The sequence below is a fragment of the Acinetobacter sp. 22512 genome, from assembly GCF_052044755.1.
In the GTDB taxonomy this organism is placed as follows: domain Bacteria; phylum Pseudomonadota; class Gammaproteobacteria; order Pseudomonadales; family Moraxellaceae; genus Acinetobacter; species Acinetobacter pittii.
This window is the reverse complement of record NZ_JBQENP010000010.1, coordinates 70339-95998: the sequence shown is the minus strand read 5'-3', so window position 1 is coordinate 95998 and position 25660 is coordinate 70339. Positions and strand designations below refer to the sequence as shown.

Here is a 25660-nt window from a genome sequence, read left to right as displayed (position 1 = left end):
TTGTCTACAATTTCGTCACAATATCTTACCGAATTTTCGGTCAAGACTCTATTTATTCCTATGGCTTTCACCAATATCCGCGATTGATGAAAACCATAAATATCACTTATTTCTAACGAGCGCGGTAAAGCAAATAACTTCCGGCACCAAACATTAGCAAGATAGGTACAAGTACGAACCATGCTGGAGATGGGGAATAAACCAAGCTCGCATAACCCAAGAAATCTTGCAAATAATAGAAACTCAAACCAATAAACAATGCGATCACCAAACGGAAACCCATTGATTGTTGGCGTAACGGTCCAAAAATAAAAGAACACGCCACTAGAACTAATGCAATGAGTGAAAATGGCGAAGCAACTTTTTGCCAGAAAGCTAATTGGTAAGTCTTTGGTACCTGACTATATTCATCCATATAACGCATAAAGCTAATCAGTTGGCTTGGCGATAAATCTTCAGGATCTAAAGTCACCATATGCACATATTTAGGCTGTAATGCTAAAGCAAGTGATTGTTCTTCATGGTCAGTTTTGATGGCATTGCCTGCCGCCAAAATGTCCATTTGTTCAGCTTTTTTCAAAGCCCATTGACCATTTTTAATAAACTGTCCTTGCTGAGCATTAATTAATGATTGCAAGTAATAGTTCTGGTCAAAGTCGACCACTTGAATGTCTCTTAAATTGCCTTGAGAGTTAGCATAGTCGATATAGATAAATCGCTGCCCTTCACGTGACCAATAGCCTTTAACTTCACCTAAAGCAGCTACTGAACGATGGCTTTTAACACTTTGTGCTTTTTCATTGGTATAAGGAATAACCCATTCACTTAAAGCAAACGACAAAATAATAAGCAGTAAAGCTGAGCGCATAACCCAACCAACAATACGCCATAAGCTAACACCGACTGAACGCATAACAATGAGTTCACTACTCGTTGCCAATGAGCCCAGTCCAATCACAGCACCAATCAAGGCAGAGATAGGTAAAATTTCATAGAGATAGCGAGGAGCTCCCCACAAGACATAGACGAGAGCTTGCCATGCGTTATAGTCTGGTTTGAGCTCACCCAACTCGCCAAGATATGTAAATAAGACCTGAAGAATGGACAAAACAACTGTGGTGCCAAACATCGCAAGCGCAGTGGTTTTCGTCACATATTTGGCGACTATTCGACGTGCTAACATTATAATTTCACTCGCTTGATCTGTTTCTTGATTTTTGGTCCTAACTTCTGCTTACGTGAGAATAAGGCGGCAGCAACGCCATACACAACTAACACGGCAGGATAAGCCCAAATATCGAGTTCTTCTTTACTAATACGAGTCTTGATTGCAATCATTAATACGATCAGACTGGAAAAAATAAAAATCGCCGGAATAAGACGGTAATAACGGCCTTGTCGTGGACTCACCTCAGACAATGCCACTGATAGCATTAACGCAATAACAATGGTGAATGGCCCAAATAAACGCCATCCCAACTCACTTCTTATGACTGGATCATTTGTTTTTGAAAAGAGTTTAGTCGTTGATAATGCTTCTACATCGCCACTTTCAAACTTAACATCTTTATCATTTTCTAAACGTAGACGATAAGACTGAAACTCTGCTTGTGTATATTTTGGTTGTCCCGGGAATATTTCATAGCGACGACCTTGTACCAGATCAACGACATTGGCGGTGTCATTTGCAACTTCTACACGAGTCGCTTCTTTTGCCAAAATCATAACATCTGGCTTATCTTCTTTAGCAGCGCGCTGATAAAAGAAAATATCCTTCAAATTCTTTCGGTCTTCTGACAATGAACCTGCATAGATCGTATATGGCCCAGAGGAAATAAACTCTCTTGGTCGAACCAAATCGAAACCTGTCCGGACAGCTTGTGTAGTTGTCAGTTTTTCAAACTCACGTAGTCCCCATGGCGTCATCCAGAGCATAAGCACAGACTGAAACACCATATAAACAAGCGTCATTGGAATGAGTAATCGTGCTAATTGATGACGGCTTACACCACTACCATTCAATACAGCCATTTCATGGTCAACATATAAACGACCAAACACCAACATTAAACCAATGAAAAAACCCAATGGTAAAATGAGTGTTAGAAATTCAGGTAAACGATATCCAATGATGCTAAACAAGATACTGGCATCTAAACGCCCCTGCGCCGCCACACCAAAGTATTTGATCAGACGACCACCCATCATGATTAAGGTCAGTAAAGAAATGACCACCAATGAGGTAGAGACAACTTGCTTGACGAGATAACGCCGAATAATCAAAGTAATACTTCCAAAAGGCTAATCGGGACGTGTGCTAGTTTACCCGAATGTTAAAAATATAAAACCGCACATTGCAACGCTATGCTTGAAAGTGTTTCAATGTTTTAATCCAACATAACTTTCTATAGGCAATCACGGCAGCCATGAAATTTACAACTTATACAACTTTTCCCGAACAGACATCTAATGAATCTTTGTGGGTTTTAGTTGATTCAGAACAGCTACAAAGCAACATCAACACATATCAAATCAATAACCTAGAAAGCGTTCTTACTGCCACCCAATTCAAAGGCAACTTCAATGAAACTCTGCCTTTATTCGGTCAGGTTTCAAATCAATCTCATAGCCAATTACTTGGCTTAGGAAAAACAGCCGAACTTCAGGCGGTTAAGCTCGCTAAACTTGCCCAAACCATTATCAAATCGACACAAAATAAATTTAAGCATATCGCAATTGATATTGCTGCGTTACCTGTCGAATACCATTATTTATTCGCTTTAAGCTTAACTCAAGCAGCTTATGGTTATGATGAGTTTAAATCGAAAAAAAATGAATTTGTGTTACAACAGGTTGATTTAATTAGTTCAACGACGAGCCTCGATGAAAAACAACTGGCTTTAGTGCATGCCGTACAGTCTGGTCAGTCGTATGCACGTGACCTTGGCAACCGTCCAGGCAACATTTGCTTCCCTGAATATTTGGCAGAACAAGCATTAGCTTTAGCTGCAGAATTCCCTGACTTACTCAAAGTAACTGTCTTAAATGAACAGCAAATGGCTGATTTAGGTATGTATGCTTTTCTTGCAGTCAGCAAAGGATCTGAACGTCCGGGTCGTATCGTAACACTCGAATACCAAGCTGGAATCGATCAAGCGCCTGTTGTGCTTGTTGGTAAAGGCGTTACTTTTGATACAGGCGGTATTTCTTTAAAACCAGGCCTAGGCATGGATGAAATGAAGTTCGATATGTGCGGTGCAGCCTCTGTATTAGGTACTATTCGTGCGCTATGCGAAGCAAAACTCCCTATTCATGTCGTTGGAGCAATTGCAGCTGCAGAAAATATGCCTTCAGGTAAAGCAACTCGCCCAGGTGATATTGTGACAACCATGAGCGGACAAACTGTTGAAATTTTAAATACCGATGCGGAAGGTCGTTTGGTACTGTGCGACACATTGACCTATATCAAACGTTTCAATCCAGCAGTCGTGGTTGATATCGCAACATTAACTGGTGCATGCGTAGTTGCTTTAGGTAAAGTACTGAGTGGTTTGTTCTCGCCAGATGATGCTTTAGCAGCTGAACTTCAACAAGCGGGTGAGCAATCATTTGACCGTGTATGGCGTATGCCAGTGATTGAGGATTATCAAGAATTACTTGATTCACCATTTGCTGACATTGCGAACATCGGCGGTCCATACGGCGGTGCAATTACGGCAGCATGTTTCCTTGAGCGCTTTACACGTGAGTACCGTTGGGCTCATTTAGATGTAGCAGGAACAGCATGGTTATCTGGTCCGGCTAAAGGTGCAACAGGTCGCCCAGTACCATTACTCATGCAATTTTTAGCGAATCGTGTAAATACGAATGGCTAAAGTTAGTTTTTATCTGTTTGAAACCAGTGAAGAACGGCAAGTCGATAGTGCTTGCCGTTTATGCCGAAAGATTTTACAGAAGCATCCTAAAATCTGGTGGTATTGCCCAGATGTGCAGCTACAACAAACTCTTGATGAAAGATTATGGGATTTCGACCCTGTCAGTTTCATTCCACATGGAGTTGATCAAACTGAGGCTGCTGTATGTATTTCGGCTAAACAACCACTTGAACAAGGCTTGTTAGTATTTAATTTTAACAATCATGCACTTGAACAAGTTGATCATTTTAGCCACATTATAGAAATTGTTGAAAATAATGAAACAGCCAAGCAAATTGGTCGAGAAAAATTTAAAATGTATCGCCGTTTGGGTATAGAACCGCGAACCTTTAAATTATAACGCGCTAAAATGTAAATACTGTTGAACAAAGGAGAAGCATGGTGGCATTAAATGTCGGGCAAGATTTTAAAAAAAGATGGTTAAATGCGCCTGAAGCTGTCCGTCATGCCTATCAACAGGATCTGGCACGTATTTGTGACTTATTAGAACCACAAACCCCTATTCAGCTTTGGGTTTTAAATGACGAAAAAGCGCAGTTAGAATCACAGCAAAAAATTGAACAAGCTTACGCGGACCTTAAGGCAGAGCTTATTGAGCAAGCACGTATCCGTCGTCAACTCGCTTTAGAAAAAGCACTTGCTGATAAACGTGCATCAGAAGCTGCTTATGCTGCGGAGTTGCAAGCAGACGAAATTCGCAAGTTTAATGAACAGACTGAAACATTACAGACATTACGTAGCCATTTAGAACAAGAAGTTGCAGAACAAACTGCACGTTATCAGAAAAACCCTGAAACCCCATCCGTCAATTACTCTGCTGGTGTAAAACTCAGTATCACCGATGATCAAATCTTATCTGAGCTTGAAAGTTTACGCATTCGTTTAGAACTTGAAGCTGAAAACTTAATTGAAGAGTCTGTAACGGCTTTCCGAGCCAAACTACATTCGGCAGCTCAAGAAGAAATTGAATACATTTTAAAGAACTCTAAGTTTTCTGATGAAAAAATAGAGAAGTAAAGTTTTAAAACTTCTTCTGTCATAAAACTGACACCTATATGTCACAAAATAGACATAAATATTATTCTTGTAGATCAATTGATTATGAGAATAGAAAGTAGTGATTTTAAGATAATTAATGAGGGTAAGAAATGGACATTCCGCATCAGATTTCAAAGCAACTTGAGCAGCTTAATCAGGGTGAGCAATGGACATTTTCAGCACAAGAACTTTATATGAGTCATAACGACTTTAATTCGCTTTCAATCTTGTTGACACGAGCGTCGGAAAAAGGTGAGTTTTCAATTACACGTACTCAGCATACTAAACCATGGGTCGGCACACATTCGGTTACTCTCACCAAGCATTAATTTTTAAAAATAAAAAAACCGGAACATATGTCCGGTTTTTTTATTTTGATGATCTGGCTTTTATTTTAAAAAACCATTTTCAGCTAAAAAAGCCATACTAATATTTGACTCAGTTTTTTGTTCAGCTGCTTTATCACCTAGCAATAAACGCTCGATATAACGCGCCAACACGTCGACTTCAAGGTTGACCTTACTGCCTACTTGCCATGTTCCAATATTGGTACGTTCTGCGGTATGCGGAATCAAATTCAAGCTTAAAATATTTCCACGTAAGTGGTTAATCGTTAAGCTAATTCCATCAACGGTTACAGAGCCTTTTTCCGCCAAATATTTAGCAAGTTCTGTCGGTGCTGTAACTTCATAATAGATTGATCGAGCATCTTCACGCACTACGGTAATTTCACCTACGCCATCAACATGACCACTTACAATGTGCCCACCAAAGCGCGTTGTCGGTAACATTGCCTTTTCAACATTGACACGTTGACCAACTTTCCAGTTACCTAAAGTCGTTCGATTTAAACTTTCACGGGAAACATCTGCTGCGTACCAGTTATCGCCCCATTCAATCACTGTAAGACAAATACCATTGGTTGCAATCGAATCACCCAAATGTACATCAGACATATCCAGATCAGTCTGAATACGTAGACGCACATCACCACCTACACTTTGCAGGCTTTCAACTTTACCTAAACTTTCAATAATGCCTGTAAACATGGCTCAATCTCCAAATCTTTTTACACTGCTTAAATTGCAGCGCTTACCAAAGTGCGAGCTGTGTACTATTGCCTGAGGTATCTACACCACCTAGCTCGGCGAAGTGGTAAAGCTGGCCTAATAACTGACGTAATGGTGGTCCTGACTTGGCATGAGTATCAGTAATCACAATAAACTCAAGCACGCGTGCACGTTCAGACTGTCGTTGTTTACTCACTCGATAACGCGGAACATCTTGTGTTAACAAGGTCACTTTGCCTCGTTCCAGATTGGCCATAAGTAAATCTTTCGGCTCGATATTACCATCAGTTGAATAGCTGGTCAGAATATAGCGTGCATTGATCGTTGAAAGTAATTTCTCATACGCATCTTTTGCATGTTTAGAAGAGTTATATGGACTTGGGCGTTCTTTACGCCATGCTCTATCAATACCACTCTTATAACCTTTGGTATCCGGTGAAGGTAAATCCACCTGATCCCATAAAGTTAATGCATTTAAGACGTGGTAATTACTACTATATGCGTGTTGGTTATATGGTGGATCGAGATAGGCAACATCAACCTCAAAACCACTCATTTGATTTGCTAGATGTTGTGAATCTACACACCACATTTCAGCAGCCGGACGTTTGCGATCACCAATCTCACAAAAACGGCTCGGTGTTAACCAAAGTAATGACTCAATTCGTTCTAGCGCAGTTTGAGTACGTCCGCCCCACCCTTGGTGGAAGCTTTTAAATACGCCACTGGTGTTACTGACAAAACTAGCTGAATAGAGCAATGGCGCAAGTAAAGCACTCATCTCTACATCATTAATTGCACCTTGTGCCTGCCATGTTGCAATCTGCTGACGAATTGCATCGATACGCATACCGTTACGGCGTTTAAAGAATAAACGGTCACGAGTTGGATCGTATACATCATCGTTACGTGGACAAAGGTTATGCGTTACCCAACCTTTAACTTCAGGTAAGCGATTTAAATAATCGATTGCCTTTTGATAGCCACCCAGCTCTTTAAAAGCAGGTGCATCTACACAGGCTAAAATCGCATGATTTAAAGCATGACTATAAGGTTCCCAGTCATTCGCAATCACACGGTAACCATTTTGACGTGCTAAACGAGATACGACGCCACTGCCGGCAAAGAAATCGGCAAAAATCGGTGGATTCTTTTTTTTGCTATTCAGCGTCCCTGTAATTTCAAGGGCTTCTAAAATTAGATGGAGCAATCGGCGCTTGTTACCCAAGTACGGCACAAGCTGATGGAAAAGATATTCGTCTGTCGTACGGGCTGCATGACGACGTTTGTGATAAACCGAAGGCTCTGAATTCATACTTTCTCTTGCGTAGGGATTAACCTTAAGCGTATATCTTGATCAATTTGTGTCACATCAAGAAGTGTAAAACGAAGTTGCTCTGCCATATATTCAAATTCTGCATTGAACATGGCCCTTGCACTTTTCCCCAATAAGGTCGGGGCAATATAACTGATCAATTCGTCCACCAAACCTTCTTGCAAAAAGGCAGTAGACAATGTTGCGCCAGCTTCAACCAACACATCATAAATTTGATGTTGCTTAGATAGGGTCTGTAACAGCATTTTTAAAGGCTGAATTTCTAATTGTATCACGCCTAAATCAGTAAGTTCTTGACGATACGGCCCCATCACCATCACAGTTTCAGGATTCTCTAAGATCTTAGCGTTAAGTGGTAAACGTCCTTGGCGATCTAAAACAACACGTTTTGGCTGAGCAACTGTCTCGATATCAAAATTATTGAGTGAACGCACATTAAGCTGACAATCATCTGCAATCACAGTTTCAATACCTGTAATCACTGCTCCAGAAATGGCACGCCAATGTTGTACATCTTGGCGTGCAGCCGAACCAGTAATCCACTTCGACTCACCTGATGCCATTGCAGTACGCCCATCTAAACTTGAGGCTACCTTTAAACGTACATAAGGCATACCTGTAGACATTGCCTTTAAAAAACCTTGATTAAGTTTTGATGCTAAATCTTCGCAAATGCCAACTTCAACTTCAATTCCAGCATTTTTTAAAATCCGAACACCTTTCCCCGCCACCAATGGATTTGGATCAGGACAAGCAACCACTACTTTTTTAACTTGAGCTTTCACCAATGCTTCGGCACAAGGAGGGGTTCTGCCATAATGCGCACATGGTTCAAGCGTGACATAAGCCGTTGCACCTTCTGCATGTTCACCCGCCTCACGTAAGGCAAAAACTTCAGCGTGTGGCTGACCTGCTTTTGGATGAAAGCCTTGTCCAATTAACTGATCATCTTTGACAATCACACAACCAACATTTGGATTAGGCTTGGTCGAATATAGTCCTCGTTTGGCCAGTTCAATAGCTTGCTGCATCCAATACTGATCTTGTTTCAACTCAGACATAAAAATCTCAAATGACTAGTGTTCACGTTGCTGCATTTGCTCTATTTGACGGCGAAACGCTTCAACATCCTGAAAATCTTGATAGACAGAAGCAAATCGGACGTAAGCAACATGGTCAAGGGCAAATAAAGATTGCATGACAATTTCGCCAATTGTTCTAGATTTCACATCACGCTCACCTAAACGGCGAATCTGCAACTGAATATCACTTAAAACTGTTTCGATCTGCTCTTGTGTGACCGGACGTTTTTGCAAAGCATGCATTAACGAACGGCGTAATTTGGCCTCATCGAAAGGTTCATTTTTTCCATTCGATTTGATCACACGGGGCATTACCACTTCATAGCTTTCAAAAGTGGTAAAACGTTCACCGCAACTTACACACTCACGACGTCGACGAATCTGACAGCCTTCGGCGGCTAAACGTGAATCGATGACTTTACTATCTGCGGCGTTGCAAAATGGACAATGCATAGCGGATTTATAGGGTCGATTACTTTGACCTAGTGTAGCAAAATTTCTACACTTACAGAACCAGCATTCTTCAAGACAAAAAAACAGTCCTGAGCAAGATCAAAGCATCGCTTTGATCACAGCGCAAGACTGTTCTTTTAAGACAGATATATTAATGATTATTCAATACGTTCGCCATGTTGGCTTAAATCCAGACCCATGCGTTCATCATCAGCATTAACACGAATACCAATCACAAGATCAATCACTTTAAGAATAACGAAAGTCGCGATACCGCTGTAAACCATGGTTGCCAATACGCCTTCAACTTGTACCCATAATTGGCCAGCGAATGTTGGAGCTAATGCAACGTTCGCTGCTTTAATAATTTCGTCACTGTAGAATACGCCAGTTAAAATCGCACCAACAATACCACCTACCGCATGCAAACCAAACGCATCCAAAGCATCATCGGCTTTAAGTAAGCGTTTAAGTGCTGTAATACCCCAGAAGCATACTACGCCACCAATAAGGCCCATCACTAAAGCACCGCCTACTCCAACAAAACCTGCTGCTGGTGTAATCACAACTAAGCCAGCTACCGCACCAGAAGCACCACCTAATACAGATGCTTTACCACGGATCATACGTTCAACAACTAACCAAGAGAATGCAGCAGCGGCAGCGGCAACTTGAGTCACTAAAATTGCCATACTTGCACGAGCACCAGCGCCTAGAGCACTACCACCGTTAAAGCCGAACCAACCCACCCAAAGTAAGCTTGCACCCACTACAGTTAAAGTCAGGTTATGCGGAGCCATAGATTCGCGGCCAAGGCCAATACGTTTTCCAAGCATGTAAGCAGCAACTAGACCTGCAACACCTGAGTTGATATGTACAACTGTACCACCAGCAAAATCTAATGCGCCTGCTTTAAATAACCAGCCATCTGCAGCCCACACCCAGTGGGTAATTGGTGCGTAAACAACGAGCACCCAAACTGCAATAAACACCATGAAAGCTGAATATTTCATACGGTCTGCAATAGAACCGCTAAGGATCGCCACTGTAATAATGGCAAAAGTCATTTGGAAAATAACAAAGAGACTTTCAGGAATTGTCCCACTTAATGCATCAAACGCTACCCCGTTTAGCATTGCTTTAGACAAATCACCAAAAAATGCACCTGTGCCAGAGAACGCGATTGAATAACCAGCAATCACCCACAGCAAACTTACCAAGATTGCAGCTGAAAGGCTGAACATCATCGTACTGAGTACATTTTTTTTACGTACCATACCGCCGTAGAATAATGCCAATCCCGGAATGGTCATTAATAGAACCAATGCGGTTGAAACTAAAATCCAAGAGGTATCACCCGTATCAAGCGTAGGTGTCGGTGCTGGAGCTGCTGGAGTTTCAGCAACTGGTGCTTCTGCAGTAGTTGCAGTAGCTGGAGATGTTGATGCAGCCGCAACTTCCGATGTTGGTGTTGTTACAGCTTCTTCTGCCCAAACGGCAGTACCACCCAAAAGAGCGCCTGATAGACTGAGCGCCATAAGCATTTTTTTCATTCGTGTCCCCCAACCTCATTTGCGAGTTATTTTCTACTCAGCAAGCTTTGTGCCAATTTAGACAGCATCCGGTCCAGTTTCACCCGTACGGATACGGATTACTTGTTCCAGGTTAGTCACAAAAATCTTACCATCGCCGATTTTTCCAGTGCTTGCGACACGTGTAATTGATTCAATTACTGCGTCGACCATTTCATCACTAATCGCAATCTCGATTTTTACTTTAGGTAAGAAATCAACCACATACTCCGCGCCACGGTAGAGTTCAGTATGCCCTTTTTGACGACCAAAACCTTTAACTTCAGTTACGGTAATCCCTTGTACACCAATGTCAGAGAGTGCTTCACGCACGTCATCCAATTTAAACGGTTTTACAATTGCAGTTACAAGCTTCATGTTTGTTTCCTTCGGCTTCTTTTCACCAGTAAGGTTTTATGTTCAATTTTCATGCCAATATTTCAAAGGTTGAGGGAAATGAATCTTTTGCATGAACTTTCTTTATAACCTATTTAGTGAGCAAGATGTAGATGAGCTATCAAAAATAAAATGAATTTTCAGTAGTGTTGTATGCTGATTTAATGATCTATTTGCACTAAAAAAATTGAAACCTATATCCAGCGCTTAAGCAGTGTTAAACTGTAAAGCATAAGGTAATACAACACTTTGGATATTTCATGCTAGAAACTTTGCTACAGGCCATTCTGGAACAAATTGATGAGCCTAAAAAAGATTTGGAAAAAAATTTACGTGCATTATTAAATGAAGCGGTCGAAAAGTTGGATCTTGTTTCCAAACAAGAGATCGACCGTCAAAAGACTGCACTTCAATCAGCCAATCAACGTTTAGAAGAGCTACAAAAACAAGTAAGTTTGTTAGAAGAAACTTTAAAGAATAAAAAATAAGCACCAACGTAGCGCATTTATACTTTACAACGATTAAAAATGAAGCACCATAATGGAACAATAAGATGTCTTTTTCTAAAATTTATACACGGGGACTTTTAGGTTTACATGCACCTCTGATTGAAGTTGAGGTACATGTGAGTCAGGGCTTACCTTCTCTTACTATTGTCGGCCTAGCAGAGGCGGCAGTAAGAGAAAGTAAAGACCGAGTTCGCTCAGCTATTATTAATAGTGGATTTCAATTTCCAACTAAAAGATTGACCATTAATCTTGCACCAGCTGATCTGCCCAAAGATGGGTCACGCCTAGATTTACCTATTGCTATAGGTATTTTAATTGCATCTGACCAACTCCCAGAAAACTGTGCCGAAGATTTTGAATTAATTGGTGAATTAGCTTTAGATGGCCATGTAAGACCAGTGTCAGGTACTTTAACTTTGGCAATGGCGTGTCAACAGGCCAAGCATAAAATGCTTTTACCTCTCGATAACAGTCAGGATATTAGCCATTTACCGAATCTTGAATGTTATCCAGTGAGCCATTTAAAAGAAGTTTGTGATCATTTCTTGGGCATGAAATCACTATCTTCGATTGAACCTGCAGCGACCTCAAACCAAATGCCTTATAAATTTGATCTGGCAGATGTAAAAGGTCAGCTACGTCCACGTCGCGCACTAGAAATTGCCGCCGCAGGCGGGCATTCGCTGCTCTTTAAAGGACCACCAGGTACAGGTAAGACTTTACTCGCTTCACGTCTTCCTTCAATTTTGCCACCTCTTTCTAATCAGGAAACGCTTGAAGTCGCGAGTATTTATTCTATTTCAAATACACCGCATACCTTTGGTCAGCGTCCATTTCGGGCGCCCCACCATACAGCATCAGCCATTGCACTAGTTGGGGGCGGTTGTCATTTCCAATGAACTATGCGACATTACAAAGAACTGTGCGACAAAATTAAAAAAGTTAATAACACCTAAAAGAAGAGTAAATTGCTTCAAAATAGTCAAATGTATTCCTAACTTTTAAAAAACTTCAGCCATATCTTTTGTATTTGTATTTTTCATTAAATTTATTTTCTACTACGATTCCTCTATTACATGTTCTTGGGAAAGTTTGTTCAGATGCTGAACCATGAAGAAATACTGCCCATGTAAAGTGCGGGTAACTAAACTAGTTATTGGCTTACGCATAGTTGGATCTATTAACTTACGCAATTCATTACTATCATAAGTGCGTGTCTTAAGTAGGCCATCTGGCAGAATATTATTACTATTTAAGTTCTTAACCAATAAGCCTACATTTTTTTCATCACCATATACAGAAAGGCTAATTCCGTAATCTTCTCGTGCAGTCATTACAAACACACCAGATATATGTTTATATTCGTCCGATTGAAATCTATCTGTTGATACAGGGCTGCCATTATCTTTAAATACATCAGTTCTTGTATTCCATTTAAGTTGATAAGGCTCAGTTGGGGATTCTGGAGGCTGCCAATAAGGCCTGTCTAAACCATGTATTGAAATCAAATGACATCCAAATCAGCATGGATGGTAAAGGTCGATGGGTTGATAATGTGATGGTTGAACGATTATGGCGGAGCGTTAAATATGAAGAGGTGTATCTCAAAGCCTACAGCAATGTTTTGGATGCGAAGAAGCAATTAAACGCATATTTTGAATTTTATAATTTGAAACGACCTCATTCGAGTCTGGACAAAATGACTCCAGATGAGTTTTACTATGACCAGCTACCACAACAAAATAAGGTAGCTTAACTAGAGCAGAGTATCACTTATAAATAAGCTTTTAGTTGTTCAAACATGTGGGACCACCTCTATTTAAAAAAAGGGTGGTGTTTCAAAAAGTATGCTGACATTAAATGAAGCCATTATTGATGTAAAAAAAGGTTAAGTCGAAAGCTTTAAAATGGTTTTCAATCTTTTTTGAAAAATTACAACTCCTTCTAAAACCACGCCTAATTCGATGCCTTATTTTGCAATTATTACCTTCAATACCTACAGTAAAAAATTTACCAATACTTTGCTTGCAGTTTTTAAAAGCAGTTATGAAACTGTCCCAATGATCACTTGCAATTCGGGTGTAGTGAATACCTAATTGTTTAAGCTTTGTTTTCAATCGTTGAACTGTAGCTAAGTCTCTTTTACCCCAAACATAAGCAACAATCTCACCTGTTTCTCGATGGTAGGCGTAAATAAGCCATTGTTTATTATTTTTATTTCCCACAAAAGTCCAAAACTCATCAACTTCAAGAGACTCATAATGACTTTGTTTAGGCTGAATTTGGTAGGTCGATTCGGTTAAAGTACGTAAAACTTTACCGATACTGATTCGCTCAACTTCAGCGATATCTCGTATACCACTACCTCTGACCATCAACTGTAATATTTTTCGAGTAATGCCTGAATTACATCCTAGATAGCTCAGAGCATGGTCACCAATAAACTGACGTTTACAGTCTTTGCACTGATAGTTTTGTTTCCCATCTACTTTGATGCCATTTTTCTTTATACTGTCACTGAGGCAGGTTGGACATTTGATTTCTAGAGTTATTCGCATTTCTCTATTTTATCAAAATTCAACCTGCTTTGTTTCAGCATACTTTTTGAAACACCACCAAAAAAAGGAAAGAAGATGAAAATTAAGTTTTTAACAGTTTCATTGATGCTTATTCTGCCATTTTCTGTTTTTGCAGCAAATACTGTAGTAGAAAAAGCGGTCATTGAATCAAATAATACATATAAGGCGAAGTATAACTTAGAGGATATGACTGAGTTTAATCAGGCTCAAAAGGGCTTTATTGCCAAGCCAACAGGTCAAATTAAAAGTGAGAAAGGCAATGTTATCTGGGATTTTGATGCATTTAGTTTTTTACAAGATCAAGCACCAAATACCGTTAATCCCACTCTATGGCGACAAGCAAAATTAAACAACAATGTTGGGCTATTTAAAGTAACAGATCGAGTTTGGCAAATTCGTGGTTTTGATTTGGCAAATATGACCATCATTCAGGGTGATACTGGCTGGATTATTGTGGATACATTAACCTCTAAAGAAACGGCTGAAGCAGCACTTAAATTTGCTAGACAGCATTTAGGTGAGCAAAAAATTTCAGCCATTATCTTTACCCATAGCCATATCGATCATTTTGGTGGTGCATTAGGCGTTCTTTCTAGCGAAGAAATTAACGCTAGAAAAACTCCAATTATTGCGCCAAAAGGCTTTATGGAAGAAGCGACCAGTGAAAATGTGATGGCAGGTTCAGCCATGATACGTCGTGCGACTTATATGTATGGAACTTTTCTACCTAAAAATGCGGAAGGATTGGTGGATACAGGTTTAGGTAAGGCTGTTGCTGTGGGAAAAATGGGCATCCTTGAGCCTACACAACTGATCACTCAACCAGAACAGAAAATGACGGTTGATGGCTTGGATTTTGTGTTTTATAACGTGCCGGGTTCAGAAGCACCAGCAGAATTAACGTTCTCTATCCCATCATTGAAACTTTATAACGGCGCAGAAATTCTATCTCATACCATGCATAATCTTTATACCCTTCGGGGTGCTAAAGTCCGTGATGCCTTAAAATGGGTGGGCTATCTAGACCAAGCAATGCAGCATGCCAAAGCATCCGATGTATTGATTGCACAGCATCATTGGCCTGTCTGGGGCAATGACAATATTCAAGATTTTATTAAAACCCAGCGAGATGTTTATAAGTTCACGCATGATCAGACGGTGAGATATATGAACTCTGGTTTTAATGGCGCTGAAATTGCCGAAAAAATTAAGCTTCCAGCGGCACTTGATCAAAAACTATATGCTCATGGCTATTATGGAACCCTAAAACATAATGTAAAAGCAGTATACCAATATTATATGGGATGGTTCGATGCCCATCCTTCCAATTTAGATCCATTACCCCCTAAAGCTGTTGCAAAAAAATATATTGAGTTAGCAGGTGGGGAGAACAATGCATTGAAAAATGCGCGGGATGCCTACGCTCAAGCTGACTATAGATGGGCTGCCGAGATTTTAAAACATATTGTGTTGAATAACCCTCAAAACCAACAAGCAAAAGACTTATTGGCGAATACTTATCGTCAATTGGGCTATGCTGCTGAGGCTTCAACTTGGCGTAATTTCTTTTTGGTGGGCGCTCAAGAGCTACAAAATAATGTACCCCTACAAAATACTTCTGATCCGAGTGATTTATTGATTCATACACCAACTGAAAGATTTCTTGAAGCTATGGCGACAAATTTAGATGTGGAAAATTTAAAAAATGAAAACCAGTGTATCAATCTGGTTTTGTCGGATACCAAAGAGCATTTTTCATTATGGGTTGAAAACTCAGTCATGCAGTTTAAGCGTTATGATGAAAGTAAAGATTTGGCATTGGATTGCCCTACATTAACCTTAACCAAGCCCTTATATCTAAAAATGATTACAGGTCAAATAGAAGGGGTAAAAGTCCTGCTTTCTAAAGACAGTAAAGTCAAAGGTAATCCACTGAAAATTGGAAAATTCTTTGCAATGTTTAAACGTCCAGATTCAATTTTCCCGATTGTGACTCGACCAAATGGCTAAGCTCAAATAAGTAAAGTCGAAACTTAAATTAATAGATCCAAAGAAATGGGTGAAATTATCAACTTGGTTCTCCCAATCTTATAACAGGAATACAAGAAATTATTTCTTGTATTCCTCTTTAAAATTAAAAGTAAGCTATATGTATTTTAACTCTATTGATACTTTATTAAATGGTTTTTGAATTTTTATACTTTATTTTCGATGGAGATATTTTTATTAGTAGCTTGTTTAAAAAAGATTTGTTTATTTTTCTATTAATTGCTTCTAAATAATAACTTCAATATTTTTGTGGTTAAAAGGCAAGGGGGTATTATGATGTGTTTTTTATTGAAAATAAGCTTTTATATTAATAAAGCTTCTATAACAAATGGTAAGCCACTTGACCCTTTTTGTACCTCTTCAGTTACCCCAACCATATAGACATCTAGTGGATAAAACAATGAGTCATTTACAACAATTACAACTGGCTCATCTTCAGGAATAATTTTCTTCTCAATATAACCTTTTATAATATTAGCCTTAGTTTCTATAACCCCTGTCATTTTCAACAATGCTAAAGAATTCTCTCGACAATTAGTTTCATGTTTTGGAAATAACCGTCCTTGCACATCTTCCAAGATTTGCACCATTTCATCATTTGGATTCGGAGTAACAACTTCAAACCAAACTGTTTTCCCGTTTTTTGTAGCTTTGAAATCAGGTCCGAAATCTTTACTACTCAATTCAAATCCATCTCTTAAAAGACGGTCAGCAACAATTAATTCACCCAATCTTTGATGATATTGTTGTTCTAATAAAATAGCCGTGTCGAATTGGGTATCATTAAGTTCATAACCATAAAAGCGTTCTGTTAATGCTTCAAGACTTTTAAGTGCTAATTCAATTAACTCTTCACAGCCAGGATAACGCCCAAGTAAAATTTTCTTCCACTTTTCCAACAGAATATCTAGAATCTTACATTTCGCATCTTCAGTCATTATCTCGCCTCAAACAATCAAAATTAACTTACCCAAAAAACCCAATCGCCCTTAAACCTGATTTTTATAAGAATAAATCACTTTAACATTCCCAAAAAATGATCAAAGATTTAATAAAGTGGCCTTTTCTAAATACTCAAAAGTTAAGCTACCTCTCACAAGAACACTGATCATTTTCTATCTTTGCCATAATATTCTCATGCTCAAATTTTGATATAAGATTTCAAGTAAATTTAAAAAAATCAAATAAAATGTAAAATCAAAAACACTATATATTGTGCCTGAATAAAAAAAAACTACTACATAAAGCAAGATTAGATAAAAACGAAACATTTTAGGAATAATTTGAAGAAAAATTTGCATATGCTTTTTTGTTCAGTTATCATTCGATTAACTTGATCTGTAAGTCAATGATCTTGGAGGTGAATATGACTCATTTCAATCCTGACATGCTTAGTATTGCACGAAACTTTCGTGGTCTTAGTCAAACTGAACTAATTGCTGTAATGGGACAGTCTATTACCCAGGCTTCATTATCTAAAATTGAAAGTGGGGACTTAAAACCCTCCGATGAAGTTATCCAAAATCTATCCAATGCCCTACATTTCCCTATACGATTTTTCGAACATATTGAAAAGCTAAATGCACTACCAATTAGTTTGCATGCATATAGAAAAAAAAGCTCTACCACAGCTAAAGCATTGAGCCGCATGAATGCTGAAATGATGTTAAAAATGGGCCATGTACAAACATTAGAATTGTTCACAAATGTGCCAAAAAGAAAAAATTCCTTACCAACTTTTAAAATTGGCCTAGATGTAAACACTCCTCAAGAAGCGGCTAAAAAGCTTAGATCATTGTGGGCGTTAGGAAAGGAACCTCTTGAAAACCTAACTGCCACTGTGGAAGATGCAGGGGTTTTAGTCTTTTTATGCGACTTTAAAGATAACAATGTTGATGGCGTATCCTTAAAAATGCATGGTGTGTCTCCATGCGTATTTCTAAATGCAAACCAACCAAATGACAGAATACGCTTCACATTAGCACATGAGCTTGGGCATTTGGTCCTCCATGAAGAGCCATCTGAGTTCATGGAAAAAGAAGCAAATGACTTTGCTGCCGAATTCTTAATGCCAGAAGAAAAAATTATTGATCAATTAGGTTCAACCAATTTAGCTCATTATCTAAGACTTAAAAAGGAATGGAAAACCTCAATGGCGGCCTTAATCTATAGGGCGTCAGAGTTAGGAACTATAACTTCAAGTCAAAGTGCCAATTTATGGCGGCAAATGGCTATGCGTGGTTATCGTAAAGTTGAACCAAATGAATTGGATCGAGAAGCGACATATAGAGTAGCTTCAATGCTCTTTGACTACGCAATAGACGCAAAAAAAACATCAACATCTGTCATTAGTGAGTTATCTCAATTATTTGACTTATATGAAGATGACTTTAAAAAACTATATTATTTTGACCTAGATTCAATGGAGACTATCGAGATGGTTTCATAAATTAAAAAGCCGACTCTATTGGGTAGAGTCGGCTTGATAGATTTTCACACAGGAAAGGCATATGGCTCTAAGCCCTACGCATACCTCATGTTAGATCTGGCTGTCAGAACCCCATTCTAACATTTAGGCCCGTAAATCTCAAGATTTACCCGCTTATTTTGGTATGCGCCCTGAAAAACGAGCCGCCAAAATAGGAGGGCTAACAATGCCTACCGAAAATCAAGACTTCGTGTTTTGTAAATCTTATCGCCATAAATCTGGAAAAATTATTTTCCATCCAACTGGATATTTTAAATTTCCCAGAACTCGGCCATTGAAAGAAGAAAAGGATGCTATCCGTAATAAAAAATCGGATGATCCTGATAACTCAAACTCAATATCGTAAACGAGGTTAAATAACCTACTGCTGTGCAACAAAGTTCACAGCAGTAGGTTATTTAATTTTTCTGATCGCACTTAATTTATGCCCCATTTTAGTACATGGGCTCAGAGAGAATTATGACAACTCAACAGCAGTTTCTTGACCTACTTTCCGATATTGAACCATCTACAACAACGGTTAATGATTGTTCAAGCGCACATAATACGCTTCGTGATGCTTTAAAAGTGCATAATGAATTCAGCAAAGTACATGTGCATACGTTCTTATCAGGTTCTTATAAAAGAAGTACGGCAGTACGTCCGACCACCATAGGCGGGATTACACAAAGACCAGATGTAGATATTATTGCTCGCACCAACCATACAATTAACGATGATCCCCAAATTGTCTTAGATGCAGTCCATACAGCATTAAAGGATATTGGATATACCGATCTTACCGTTAACCGTCGTTCAGTAAATGTTAAGTTGAAAAAAGTTGATATGGATGTTGTCCCTATCATTTCAGATGGATATGGTGGCTATCTGATTCCAGACATTCATCTTGAAGAATGGCTAGTTACCAACCCTCCAGCCCATACCGAGTGGACTGTTGAGGTGAATAAAAATGCAAATGGTCGATTTAAGCCTCTTGTGAAGCTATTTAAATGGTGGCGTCGTGAGAACTTATCTGATTTAAAACGACCAAAAGGATTCATTTTAGAATGCCTGGTTGCCAATCATATGAATTACTACGAATCCAACTATGAAAAGTTGTTTGTTTATCTTTTAGAAACAATCAGGGATTCTTATGGGATTTATGCGTCACTAGGCATAATTCCACATTTAGAAGATCCTGGTGTTGCAGGCAATAATGTTTTTTCTGCGGTCACAGCAGATGAGTTCAAAACCTTTTATGAAAAGGTAAAAGAACAAGCTGCTATTGCACGAAATGCCTTAAATGAAACAGATGATGATAAAGCATTAGCTCTATGGCGGCAGGTCTTGGGTAATCGTTTTCCTCGTTCGGCATCACACAAAAGTGCAAATTCTGCTGATATGGCCAGCTCTTTAATCCGTTCAGCTTTAGGTGCAGGATTAACATTTCCATCAACCCCTGTTTATCCAAATAAACCAGGAGGCTTTGCGTAATGGAACTGCTAAAAACACCATTAGAACGCTTGATTCAAGAACGGCAGTTATTGACCGATCTTGAAAATGAGGAAAACAGTTTTAAGATTCAGGAGTGGAACTCAACAGACACTAATGAACTGCATTTAAACTTCTCTCTCAAGATAGGAACTATAGATTTTAATGGTGTTTTAGTATATCCAGAGCTTTTCCCAGAGCTACCAGCATATATACGCCCACAAAAATCTGGTGAAAGATGGAGTATTTTGCACCAGTACGGTGGCTCAGGAGTGCTGTGTCTAGAATACGGTCCAGATAATTGGAATACCAATATCAGTGGAGTGGAACTAATTAGAAGTGCCCAGATTCTTTTATTAACAGACGCAATGACTGTATTGGAGATGGATGTAGAACCTGTGCCCTCTAGGCATTCTGAAACAATAGGTCAAAAATTAAGAGGTATTTCAGAAAGGTTCATTGAAACACCAATGTTACGTCACATACTCTTAAATAGTGACCCTGAAAAAATGGACTTTAAGGTTGCCATCTCAAGCTTTCGGGACAAGACTGTTATTGTTCCAACAAATATTCAGAACAAACCTCTACCTGACATCGTCCCATCATTTTCTAATGAAAGATTTGAATTGTCTGGATGGGCAATAAGAGTTGATTCTGTTCCTTTATTAAAGGAATCTGTAAATGATCGACTTTCGTTAGAATCCTTTTTAGGCAATTTATGGCCTACTCAGGAGGAATTCACAAGTTCCATAAAGCCTCTATTGTTATATGACTTAAAAGGTAACTTGGAACTATTCTTAATTAATAATACAGCACCACTTTTCGTAAGTTATCCAGCTATTAATCTACATGATGATCAGAATCAAAGATTGCCAGCACAATTTAGCAATATCAATGATGCAAAGATAGTAATTGTTGGTCTTGGATCGTTAGGAAGTAAAATTGCAATTTCACTGGCACGGTCTGGCTGTAAAAACTTTCTACTTATTGATGATGATATTCTGGCACCCCAGAATCTTGTCCGTAATGAACTCAACTGGTTAGATGTTGGCTTTGCTAAAACCCATGCTGTTGAAAGAGCATTAAAACGAACTGCATTAGACATGCGGGTTGAAACGTATGAAATGCAAATTGGTGGACAGGAAAATCCTCATTTAAATTCCAATATTGCTAATGCCATTGGTACATGTAATCTGATTATTGATGCGACAGCAAGCTCACATACATTTCTAACCTTAGCTGCGATTGCTAAAAGAAAACATATACCAATGGTATGGGGTGAAATCTTTGGTGGCGGTGGTGGAGCAATGATGGCCCGTAGTCGCCCAACGTTAGATGCCTCACCTTTAGAGCTTCGCAATCATATTTATGGTGTCTTACAAACGTTGGAACCAATCCCAGAAGGCAAAGTTAATAATTACGGCTTTCAAACACAAAACCAAACATATATTGCATCAGATGCAGATGTAACGGCTCTTGCAGCGTCTATGACTCAGTTCATATTAGATACTTTATGTACAATTGATGAGCAATCCTCTTATCCATATTCAGCATATTTAATAGGGTTCCGTAAATATTGGATATTTCAATGTCCTTTTGATACCCATCCTATCGATTGTTCAGGTGCGTTAGTAACGGAATCTCCTACGGATAAACAGATATCTGAAAGTGAAAATGGCAATTCTATTGAAGAGCCTGAACCGATGAAAGGTTAATACTAATGCTGAAAATATCCATTCCTACTGATATACAAATTTTACTGATAAAAGCCCTGTTGAAGTCTGGAACCCACGAATGTGGCGGTGTTTTAATGGGTGAGCATATAGGTACAAACCATTTTAGAGTTAGCTCATTAACTGTTCAAAAGAGTGGAACGATAGCATCCTTTGTACGTGGAATTACGGATGCTATTAAAGCAATTCGCCTTTTTCATAAATCAACAAACAATAATTATCAAAAATTTAACTATTTAGGTGAATGGCATAGCCATCCTCTCTTTAGTGTACAACCCAGCAGTAAAGACCATCACACCATGAGGGAATTGGTGTCCGACCCAAAAGTGGGTGCAAATTTTGTAGTCTTACTGATTTTTCATTTAAAAAACAATCATCTTGAGGGCAGTGCCCACACCTACCTACCAGATGGTTCCTGTTACCCATCCACCCTGGATTTAGAGAGATAATAATGAGTGCAAGTCTGTTAGAAAAACAATCAACTGGTGGTGCAATTGCACGAGTAGGGTTTGATTATCAGGATGCCTTTGTATTAAAGAACCTGCCACTATGGCTATCTGAAAGTGCTTTTAGTCACATTGTGAGTGAATCAATAGGTGATGTTGAGGTTTGCTACTTCTCTTCAGAGAAAGATTTCCAGCGTGTCATGTATGAAGCTAAAAATCATTCGCTGACTTCTACAGACTTCTGGAAAGAAATTAAGCGCTTCAAGGAGGCGTTTGATATTCCATCAAGTGAATATACTCGCTTTAGTTTAGTATGCCCACTCTATACCTCTACACTTCACCCATTTCTTGCCCAGATTGAGAGAATTAGAGGCGTTGGCTCTTCATACAGTGCCGATTCTGTGATTTTACAAAAAAGTCGTCAGGATATTATTCAGTGGTGTAGCGATAAGGGATTCGAAACCTCACTTGCTGAGTTTGCACTTGACCATGTTGATTTCCTGTCTTTCAATGCTGAAGATAGCGACTCTGTATTTATAGGCGAAATAGAAGAGAAATTATCCAATATCGAACTCACTACACGTAAAGCCAAACAGTTAAGAGATCAGTTTAAAAAATTGATTTCTCGTTCTTCTTTTGGTCCAATACATCGCAAAGACTTTGAAAATTTTATTTGCCATGCTCTTGAAGAAGATAGAAGCCAATGGCTATCAGATCCTATCAAAATTAACCTTTCTACTTCAACCAGTCAGTACCAAGACTTAAACTTAGATATTCGTGATTTCAATGGTCCTGATCGTGCCCAAAAAACCTCCAGCGACTGGAACAACCTAATCAAAAAAGCGGTATCGATTGGGGATTTCATTCATAGCAGTGGTGACCGTAGAACCCTCCTTATAGACGGTAAACAAAGAATGTCCACCGCATGTATGCTTGGCTATGTATTTAGTGCCACACGTAATTTCCTACTTGAAATAGAACATAATGGCCTCGCTTATCGCACTGATGACCATAAACAGAAAGAGGGACAATTTTTTAATAAAATCGCCCCTGTTGAGCTACAGGGAGAAACTGAAGCCATAGTTACTATCGGATTTCCTACAGCTATAGGTAAAGACATTGACTCTACAATAAATGAAGTAAAGAGCTTACCTAGACTGAATCTAGAAAGCTCTTATGCGATTGATAATATGGAAACTCTAAATCTTGCTGTGAGAGAGGCAAAATCCGCTTTAGTTTCATTCAAATCTGAAAATAAGTTATCTAAATTACACCTCTTTATTAAAGCACCCTCAGTTTTTGCAATGGTCTTGGGACATCGTTTGAATGGTGTTTGTGATATTCAGCTTTACGATTGGGTAGATGGGCAATATATCCCTACGGCCGAGCTGAGCATATAAGAAGAATTGACTAGTCGATAATATTACTAATAGAGAGGTTGACCATGAACAATCATTCTAATGAAAAAAATACTGATAACTCTCCAGATAAAACAAAATCACCGGCATTCAAAGTTCTTGAATCCAATGCTGAAAAGTTCTTAATGGTGTGGTGGTATGGAGCGTTAGCAAAAGCTGATCGTAGAAATGCTCAACCTAAAGTTCATGTGGCTTTTAGGGAACTTCTGGAAGATTACACACCCACAGATAATTTTATTTTTATTGATGCAAATATAACAGATTTGGTGTCTTGGCCTATTGGAACAGTTTGGCACCATGAACGATTAGTTGACTATCTTCCCTTTGAAATAAGGGAGTTTGATATTGACCATACGGATTTTACACATACCTATGTTCAAGCATATAAGCGAGACGAAAAGACAGGGAGAATAGATCATTTCTTCTCAGACAAGAATAAATTTTATATTAATCCAAGCCAACGTGAGAATTGCATTTCTTTCTCCTTAACGGATCAGGAATATAAGGAACTACTCGTACCTTGTTTTGAGTTTCTGGTGAGAGGATATGGTCTCTCTACAGAACTTCCTAGAATTCTGACAACATATGATGAGACCGAAAGACATGAACGGCTCTACACCCCTCATCCAGAAGAAGAAAACACCTGGACGATCCTTATAGGTGATAGCCTCACAACAGATGATCATGTATTTATTGCCTACTATAAATATAGCAAATATACCCAAGATGCCGTAAGAATCTTATTTAGCAGTATTGCAAAACATGATGATTTTATCCAAAGAAACCATATATACCCTAAAGTAATGCCATGGCATAAGGAAACGAGAAAAATTAGGGTTTCAGGTTTTTGTATTCCTGACACCAATGCTTTTTTAGCCTTGACAATCCTTGGAATAGAACTACCTGATCAAACACTTATCAGACGTGTTCCAAAGGTAATTCACCGCATTAAGAAACCTGTAGATGTCAACTCACCTAATCCTCCTCAGTTGCAACTAGGTCCTGGTCAGATTAACGTATCTGAAGATCAAGGAGGGCGCAAACCATTATTACAATCGGTTATTTTAGGTCATGAATTTACATGGTTAGGTTCAGGCCCTATCGGGGAAAAAAGTAAAACAAAGTATGAAAGAACCATCACCCAGCCACAGAGAAAGAAAAATACTAAAGAAACCAATACAGTTGGTACAGGAGAACCTGATAGCTCTAAGGAAGTTCTAAATGTCCAAATTAACCCGACCACTAATGGAGATACAGAGTTTGAAGCTCCAGATCATGGAAGAATCATGGGCCTATGGAATGCATGTTTAAAGGCTCGCTCGTTAAATCCCAGTATTGTCAATGCAGTCCACTATTATACTTTTGAGGAAGAGTTTGATTACCGCGATAAACCCACTCTCATGGCCTTTTTCGTTAATTCAGAAACATTAAATAATAAAGATATTACAGATGGAGAAAAACAAACTTATAAAAATTGGTGTTATGCAAACTCAAATAAAACAGCACTTCGTGGAGCATTGGTCATCCGATTATCTCTTGTAAATTGCCCTCCAGTTTATCTTTTCGATATACAACCAGCGACTTACGTTTCAACTGTAGATGGGGAAAGTGTTCTCAAGGAGCGTGGGCATGCTGGTCTAATATTTAGGTCAAGAACCGCAGAACAATTTGAGCAGTATATTTCTGGGCTCATGGAGAGCCTGCCTTTGTCAGAGGGCTCTTATACGACAACTCTCCTAGGCTCCAATTTGGTTACTCAATTATTTGTTTTTAGACATTCAAAATCTGCTGGCTTGTCAGAGGGTGAATCAACGTTATTGAATGCTCTAAGAAAAATTGGAATCACGAATATCAAGTTAAAGGAGGAAAAGGAGGAAAAGGAGGAAAAGGAGGAAAAGGAGGAAAAGGAGGAAAAATAATATTCGAATCTTACAATTGTGACCATCTTCTTTTAGCCTAGTCCATAATTCTTTCCTATGGGTAATTTTATTACATATCAAATTGAATTATATATAGTTTAATGGCACTTTTAAGTGCCATTAAACTTGGGTACCACTTGTGATTAGATAAGCACCTATATTAGGAAT

General features: G+C 38.9%; 24 protein-coding genes and 2 pseudogenes. 15 read left to right on the top strand and 11 right to left on the bottom strand.

All coding sequences use genetic code 11. The features are described from left to right. Positions 1–112: 112 nt before the first annotated feature. Positions 113–1183, bottom strand: coding sequence for an LPS export ABC transporter permease LptG (gene lptG / locus ACTJJG_RS12230; RefSeq protein ID WP_002121203.1), 1071 nt, complete (start codon positions 1181–1183; stop codon positions 113–115). Continuing rightward, on the bottom strand, positions 1183–2283 hold the full coding sequence (gene lptF / locus ACTJJG_RS12225; RefSeq protein ID WP_002121169.1) for an LPS export ABC transporter permease LptF: 1101 nt from the start codon (positions 2281–2283) through the stop codon (positions 1183–1185). The genes lptG and lptF overlap by 1 nt, the downstream gene beginning before the upstream one ends. Before the next feature lie 143 nt (positions 2284–2426). Between lptF and ACTJJG_RS12220 the strand changes: the two genes are divergently transcribed. The 4 genes from ACTJJG_RS12220 to ACTJJG_RS12205 all read left to right on the top strand — a co-directional run bounded on the left by ACTJJG_RS12220 (position 2427) and on the right by ACTJJG_RS12205 (position 5302). Then, positions 2427–3875, top strand: coding sequence for a leucyl aminopeptidase (locus ACTJJG_RS12220; protein WP_032070643.1), 1449 nt, complete (start codon positions 2427–2429; stop codon positions 3873–3875). Further along, positions 3868–4275 (top strand): DNA polymerase III subunit chi, encoded by a 408-nt coding sequence (locus ACTJJG_RS12215; protein WP_032070644.1) that lies wholly within the window; start codon positions 3868–3870, stop codon positions 4273–4275. The genes ACTJJG_RS12220 and ACTJJG_RS12215 overlap by 8 nt, the downstream gene beginning before the upstream one ends. A 38-nt stretch (positions 4276–4313) precedes the next feature. Beyond that, positions 4314–4952 carry a cell division protein BlhA gene (gene blhA, locus ACTJJG_RS12210; protein ID WP_017481908.1) on the top strand — a complete coding sequence of 213 codons (639 nt, stop codon included), beginning with the start codon at positions 4314–4316 and terminating at the stop codon, positions 4950–4952. A gap of 131 nt (positions 4953–5083) precedes the next feature. Next, positions 5084–5302, top strand: a complete 219-nt coding sequence (locus ACTJJG_RS12205; protein WP_002121224.1) for a hypothetical protein — start codon at positions 5084–5086, stop codon at positions 5300–5302. A 60-nt stretch (positions 5303–5362) separates the two neighbouring features. Here the strand turns inward: ACTJJG_RS12205 and ACTJJG_RS12200 are convergent, their stop codons facing one another. The 6 genes from ACTJJG_RS12200 to glnK form a co-directional block, all read right to left on the bottom strand. Further along, positions 5363–6022, bottom strand: a complete 660-nt coding sequence (locus ACTJJG_RS12200; protein WP_002121149.1) for a riboflavin synthase — start codon at positions 6020–6022, stop codon at positions 5363–5365. 43 nt (positions 6023–6065) lie between these two features. Continuing rightward, on the bottom strand, positions 6066–7358 hold the full coding sequence (locus ACTJJG_RS12195) for a DNA adenine methylase (RefSeq protein WP_002121221.1): 1293 nt from the start codon (positions 7356–7358) through the stop codon (positions 6066–6068). Continuing rightward, positions 7355–8440 carry a bifunctional diaminohydroxyphosphoribosylaminopyrimidine deaminase/5-amino-6-(5-phosphoribosylamino)uracil reductase RibD gene (gene ribD / locus ACTJJG_RS12190; protein WP_032070645.1) on the bottom strand — a complete coding sequence of 362 codons (1086 nt, stop codon included), beginning with the start codon at positions 8438–8440 and terminating at the stop codon, positions 7355–7357. The genes ACTJJG_RS12195 and ribD overlap by 4 nt, the downstream gene beginning before the upstream one ends. A gap of 15 nt (positions 8441–8455) precedes the next feature. Beyond that, positions 8456–8914 (bottom strand): transcriptional regulator NrdR, encoded by a 459-nt coding sequence (gene nrdR, locus ACTJJG_RS12185; protein WP_000543541.1) that lies wholly within the window; start codon positions 8912–8914, stop codon positions 8456–8458. A gap of 158 nt (positions 8915–9072) precedes the next feature. Then, on the bottom strand, positions 9073–10467 hold the full coding sequence (locus ACTJJG_RS12180) for an ammonium transporter (RefSeq protein ID WP_005079483.1): 1395 nt from the start codon (positions 10465–10467) through the stop codon (positions 9073–9075). 57 nt (positions 10468–10524) lie between these two features. Then, complete coding sequence (glnK, locus tag ACTJJG_RS12175; protein WP_000780326.1) at positions 10525–10863, bottom strand: P-II family nitrogen regulator; 339 nt, start codon at positions 10861–10863, stop codon at positions 10525–10527. 278 nt (positions 10864–11141) lie between these two features. Between glnK and ACTJJG_RS12170 the strand changes: the two genes are divergently transcribed. Then, complete coding sequence (locus tag ACTJJG_RS12170; protein WP_002121136.1) at positions 11142–11369, top strand: accessory factor UbiK family protein; 228 nt, start codon at positions 11142–11144, stop codon at positions 11367–11369. Positions 11370–11434: 65 nt separating this feature from the next. Then, a pseudogene (locus ACTJJG_RS12165) lies at positions 11435–12280 on the top strand (YifB family Mg chelatase-like AAA ATPase); the annotation flags it as partial. Between the two features lie 168 nt (positions 12281–12448). Here ACTJJG_RS12165 and ACTJJG_RS12160 read toward each other — a convergent pair. Beyond that, positions 12449–12898, bottom strand: coding sequence for a hypothetical protein (locus tag ACTJJG_RS12160; protein ID WP_171294499.1), 450 nt, complete (start codon positions 12896–12898; stop codon positions 12449–12451). Between ACTJJG_RS12160 and ACTJJG_RS12155 the strand changes: the two are divergent. After that, positions 12886–13146 (top strand): annotated as a pseudogene (locus ACTJJG_RS12155) (integrase core domain-containing protein); the annotation flags it as partial. The gene ACTJJG_RS12160 and the pseudogene ACTJJG_RS12155 overlap by 13 nt on opposite strands. A 100-nt stretch (positions 13147–13246) precedes the next feature. Here the strand turns inward: ACTJJG_RS12155 and ACTJJG_RS12150 are convergent. After that, positions 13247–13948 carry an IS1-like element ISPa14 family transposase gene (locus ACTJJG_RS12150; protein ID WP_001223318.1) on the bottom strand — a complete coding sequence of 234 codons (702 nt, stop codon included), beginning with the start codon at positions 13946–13948 and terminating at the stop codon, positions 13247–13249. Positions 13949–14023: 75 nt separating this feature from the next. On the opposite strand from ACTJJG_RS12150, the gene ACTJJG_RS12145 reads away from it, so the two are divergent. Next, positions 14024–15979, top strand: coding sequence for an alkyl/aryl-sulfatase (locus tag ACTJJG_RS12145; protein WP_000693745.1), 1956 nt, complete (start codon positions 14024–14026; stop codon positions 15977–15979). A 341-nt stretch (positions 15980–16320) separates the two neighbouring features. Here the strand turns inward: ACTJJG_RS12145 and ACTJJG_RS12140 are convergent, their stop codons facing one another. After that, positions 16321–16956 carry a hypothetical protein gene (locus tag ACTJJG_RS12140; RefSeq protein ID WP_178882891.1) on the bottom strand — a complete coding sequence of 212 codons (636 nt, stop codon included), beginning with the start codon at positions 16954–16956 and terminating at the stop codon, positions 16321–16323. A 428-nt stretch (positions 16957–17384) separates the two neighbouring features. Here ACTJJG_RS12140 and ACTJJG_RS12135 point away from each other — a divergent pair, with 428 nt between their 5' ends. From ACTJJG_RS12135 to ACTJJG_RS12105, 7 genes are all read left to right on the top strand, one after another. Next, positions 17385–18467 carry a helix-turn-helix domain-containing protein gene (locus ACTJJG_RS12135; RefSeq protein WP_046128206.1) on the top strand — a complete coding sequence of 361 codons (1083 nt, stop codon included), beginning with the start codon at positions 17385–17387 and terminating at the stop codon, positions 18465–18467. A 205-nt stretch (positions 18468–18672) separates the two neighbouring features. Beyond that, the gene (locus tag ACTJJG_RS12130; protein ID WP_440608950.1) at positions 18673–18852 is read left to right on the top strand and encodes a hypothetical protein; all 180 of its coding nucleotides are present in this window, start codon (positions 18673–18675) and stop codon (positions 18850–18852) included. Positions 18853–18965: 113 nt separating this feature from the next. After that, positions 18966–19979, top strand: coding sequence for an SMODS domain-containing nucleotidyltransferase (locus tag ACTJJG_RS12125; RefSeq protein WP_046128205.1), 1014 nt, complete (start codon positions 18966–18968; stop codon positions 19977–19979). Continuing rightward, the gene (locus ACTJJG_RS12120; protein ID WP_046128204.1) at positions 19979–21691 is read left to right on the top strand and encodes a ThiF family adenylyltransferase; all 1713 of its coding nucleotides are present in this window, start codon (positions 19979–19981) and stop codon (positions 21689–21691) included. The genes ACTJJG_RS12125 and ACTJJG_RS12120 overlap by 1 nt, the downstream gene beginning before the upstream one ends. 5 nt (positions 21692–21696) lie before the next feature. Then, positions 21697–22158: a Mov34/MPN/PAD-1 family protein gene (locus ACTJJG_RS12115; protein ID WP_005314752.1), complete on the top strand. Its 462-nt coding sequence runs from the start codon at positions 21697–21699 to the stop codon at positions 22156–22158. A gap of 2 nt (positions 22159–22160) precedes the next feature. After that, positions 22161–23555, top strand: a complete 1395-nt coding sequence (gene cap4 / locus ACTJJG_RS12110; protein ID WP_023187982.1) for a CD-NTase-associated endodeoxyribonuclease Cap4 — start codon at positions 22161–22163, stop codon at positions 23553–23555. Between the two features lie 44 nt (positions 23556–23599). After that, the gene (locus ACTJJG_RS12105) at positions 23600–25492 is read left to right on the top strand and encodes a hypothetical protein (protein ID WP_057066693.1); all 1893 of its coding nucleotides are present in this window, start codon (positions 23600–23602) and stop codon (positions 25490–25492) included. Positions 25493–25660 lie beyond the last annotated feature (168 nt).

What these genes read in the sequence shown, in the direction of transcription:
- ACTJJG_RS12120 (WP_046128204.1), top strand. Translation starts at nt 19,979, where the DNA reads ATGGAACTGCTAAAAACACCATTAGAACGCTTGATTCAAGAACGGCAG.
- ACTJJG_RS12195 (WP_002121221.1), bottom strand. Translation starts at nt 7,358, where the DNA reads ATGAATTCAGAGCCTTCGGTTTATCACAAACGTCGTCATGCAGCCCGT.
- ACTJJG_RS12125 (WP_046128205.1), top strand. Translation starts at nt 18,966, where the DNA reads ATGACAACTCAACAGCAGTTTCTTGACCTACTTTCCGATATTGAACCA.
- ribD (WP_032070645.1), bottom strand. Translation starts at nt 8,440, where the DNA reads ATGTCTGAGTTGAAACAAGATCAGTATTGGATGCAGCAAGCTATTGAA.
- glnK (WP_000780326.1), bottom strand. Translation starts at nt 10,863, where the DNA reads ATGAAGCTTGTAACTGCAATTGTAAAACCGTTTAAATTGGATGACGTG.
- ACTJJG_RS12105 (WP_057066693.1), top strand. Translation starts at nt 23,600, where the DNA reads ATGAACAATCATTCTAATGAAAAAAATACTGATAACTCTCCAGATAAA.
- lptG (WP_002121203.1), bottom strand. Translation starts at nt 1,183, where the DNA reads ATGTTAGCACGTCGAATAGTCGCCAAATATGTGACGAAAACCACTGCG.
- ACTJJG_RS12130 (WP_440608950.1), top strand. Translation starts at nt 18,673, where the DNA reads ATGCCTACCGAAAATCAAGACTTCGTGTTTTGTAAATCTTATCGCCAT.
- ACTJJG_RS12215 (WP_032070644.1), top strand. Translation starts at nt 3,868, where the DNA reads ATGGCTAAAGTTAGTTTTTATCTGTTTGAAACCAGTGAAGAACGGCAA.
- ACTJJG_RS12145 (WP_000693745.1), top strand. Translation starts at nt 14,024, where the DNA reads ATGAAAATTAAGTTTTTAACAGTTTCATTGATGCTTATTCTGCCATTT.
- ACTJJG_RS12115 (WP_005314752.1), top strand. Translation starts at nt 21,697, where the DNA reads ATGCTGAAAATATCCATTCCTACTGATATACAAATTTTACTGATAAAA.
- ACTJJG_RS12220 (WP_032070643.1), top strand. Translation starts at nt 2,427, where the DNA reads ATGAAATTTACAACTTATACAACTTTTCCCGAACAGACATCTAATGAA.
- ACTJJG_RS12180 (WP_005079483.1), bottom strand. Translation starts at nt 10,467, where the DNA reads ATGAAAAAAATGCTTATGGCGCTCAGTCTATCAGGCGCTCTTTTGGGT.
- ACTJJG_RS12150 (WP_001223318.1), bottom strand. Translation starts at nt 13,948, where the DNA reads ATGCGAATAACTCTAGAAATCAAATGTCCAACCTGCCTCAGTGACAGT.
- ACTJJG_RS12135 (WP_046128206.1), top strand. Translation starts at nt 17,385, where the DNA reads ATGACTCATTTCAATCCTGACATGCTTAGTATTGCACGAAACTTTCGT.
- nrdR (WP_000543541.1), bottom strand. Translation starts at nt 8,914, where the DNA reads ATGCATTGTCCATTTTGCAACGCCGCAGATAGTAAAGTCATCGATTCA.
- cap4 (WP_023187982.1), top strand. Translation starts at nt 22,161, where the DNA reads ATGAGTGCAAGTCTGTTAGAAAAACAATCAACTGGTGGTGCAATTGCA.
- ACTJJG_RS12140 (WP_178882891.1), bottom strand. Translation starts at nt 16,956, where the DNA reads ATGACTGAAGATGCGAAATGTAAGATTCTAGATATTCTGTTGGAAAAG.
- ACTJJG_RS12200 (WP_002121149.1), bottom strand. Translation starts at nt 6,022, where the DNA reads ATGTTTACAGGCATTATTGAAAGTTTAGGTAAAGTTGAAAGCCTGCAA.
- blhA (WP_017481908.1), top strand. Translation starts at nt 4,314, where the DNA reads ATGGTGGCATTAAATGTCGGGCAAGATTTTAAAAAAAGATGGTTAAAT.
- ACTJJG_RS12205 (WP_002121224.1), top strand. Translation starts at nt 5,084, where the DNA reads ATGGACATTCCGCATCAGATTTCAAAGCAACTTGAGCAGCTTAATCAG.
- ACTJJG_RS12170 (WP_002121136.1), top strand. Translation starts at nt 11,142, where the DNA reads ATGCTAGAAACTTTGCTACAGGCCATTCTGGAACAAATTGATGAGCCT.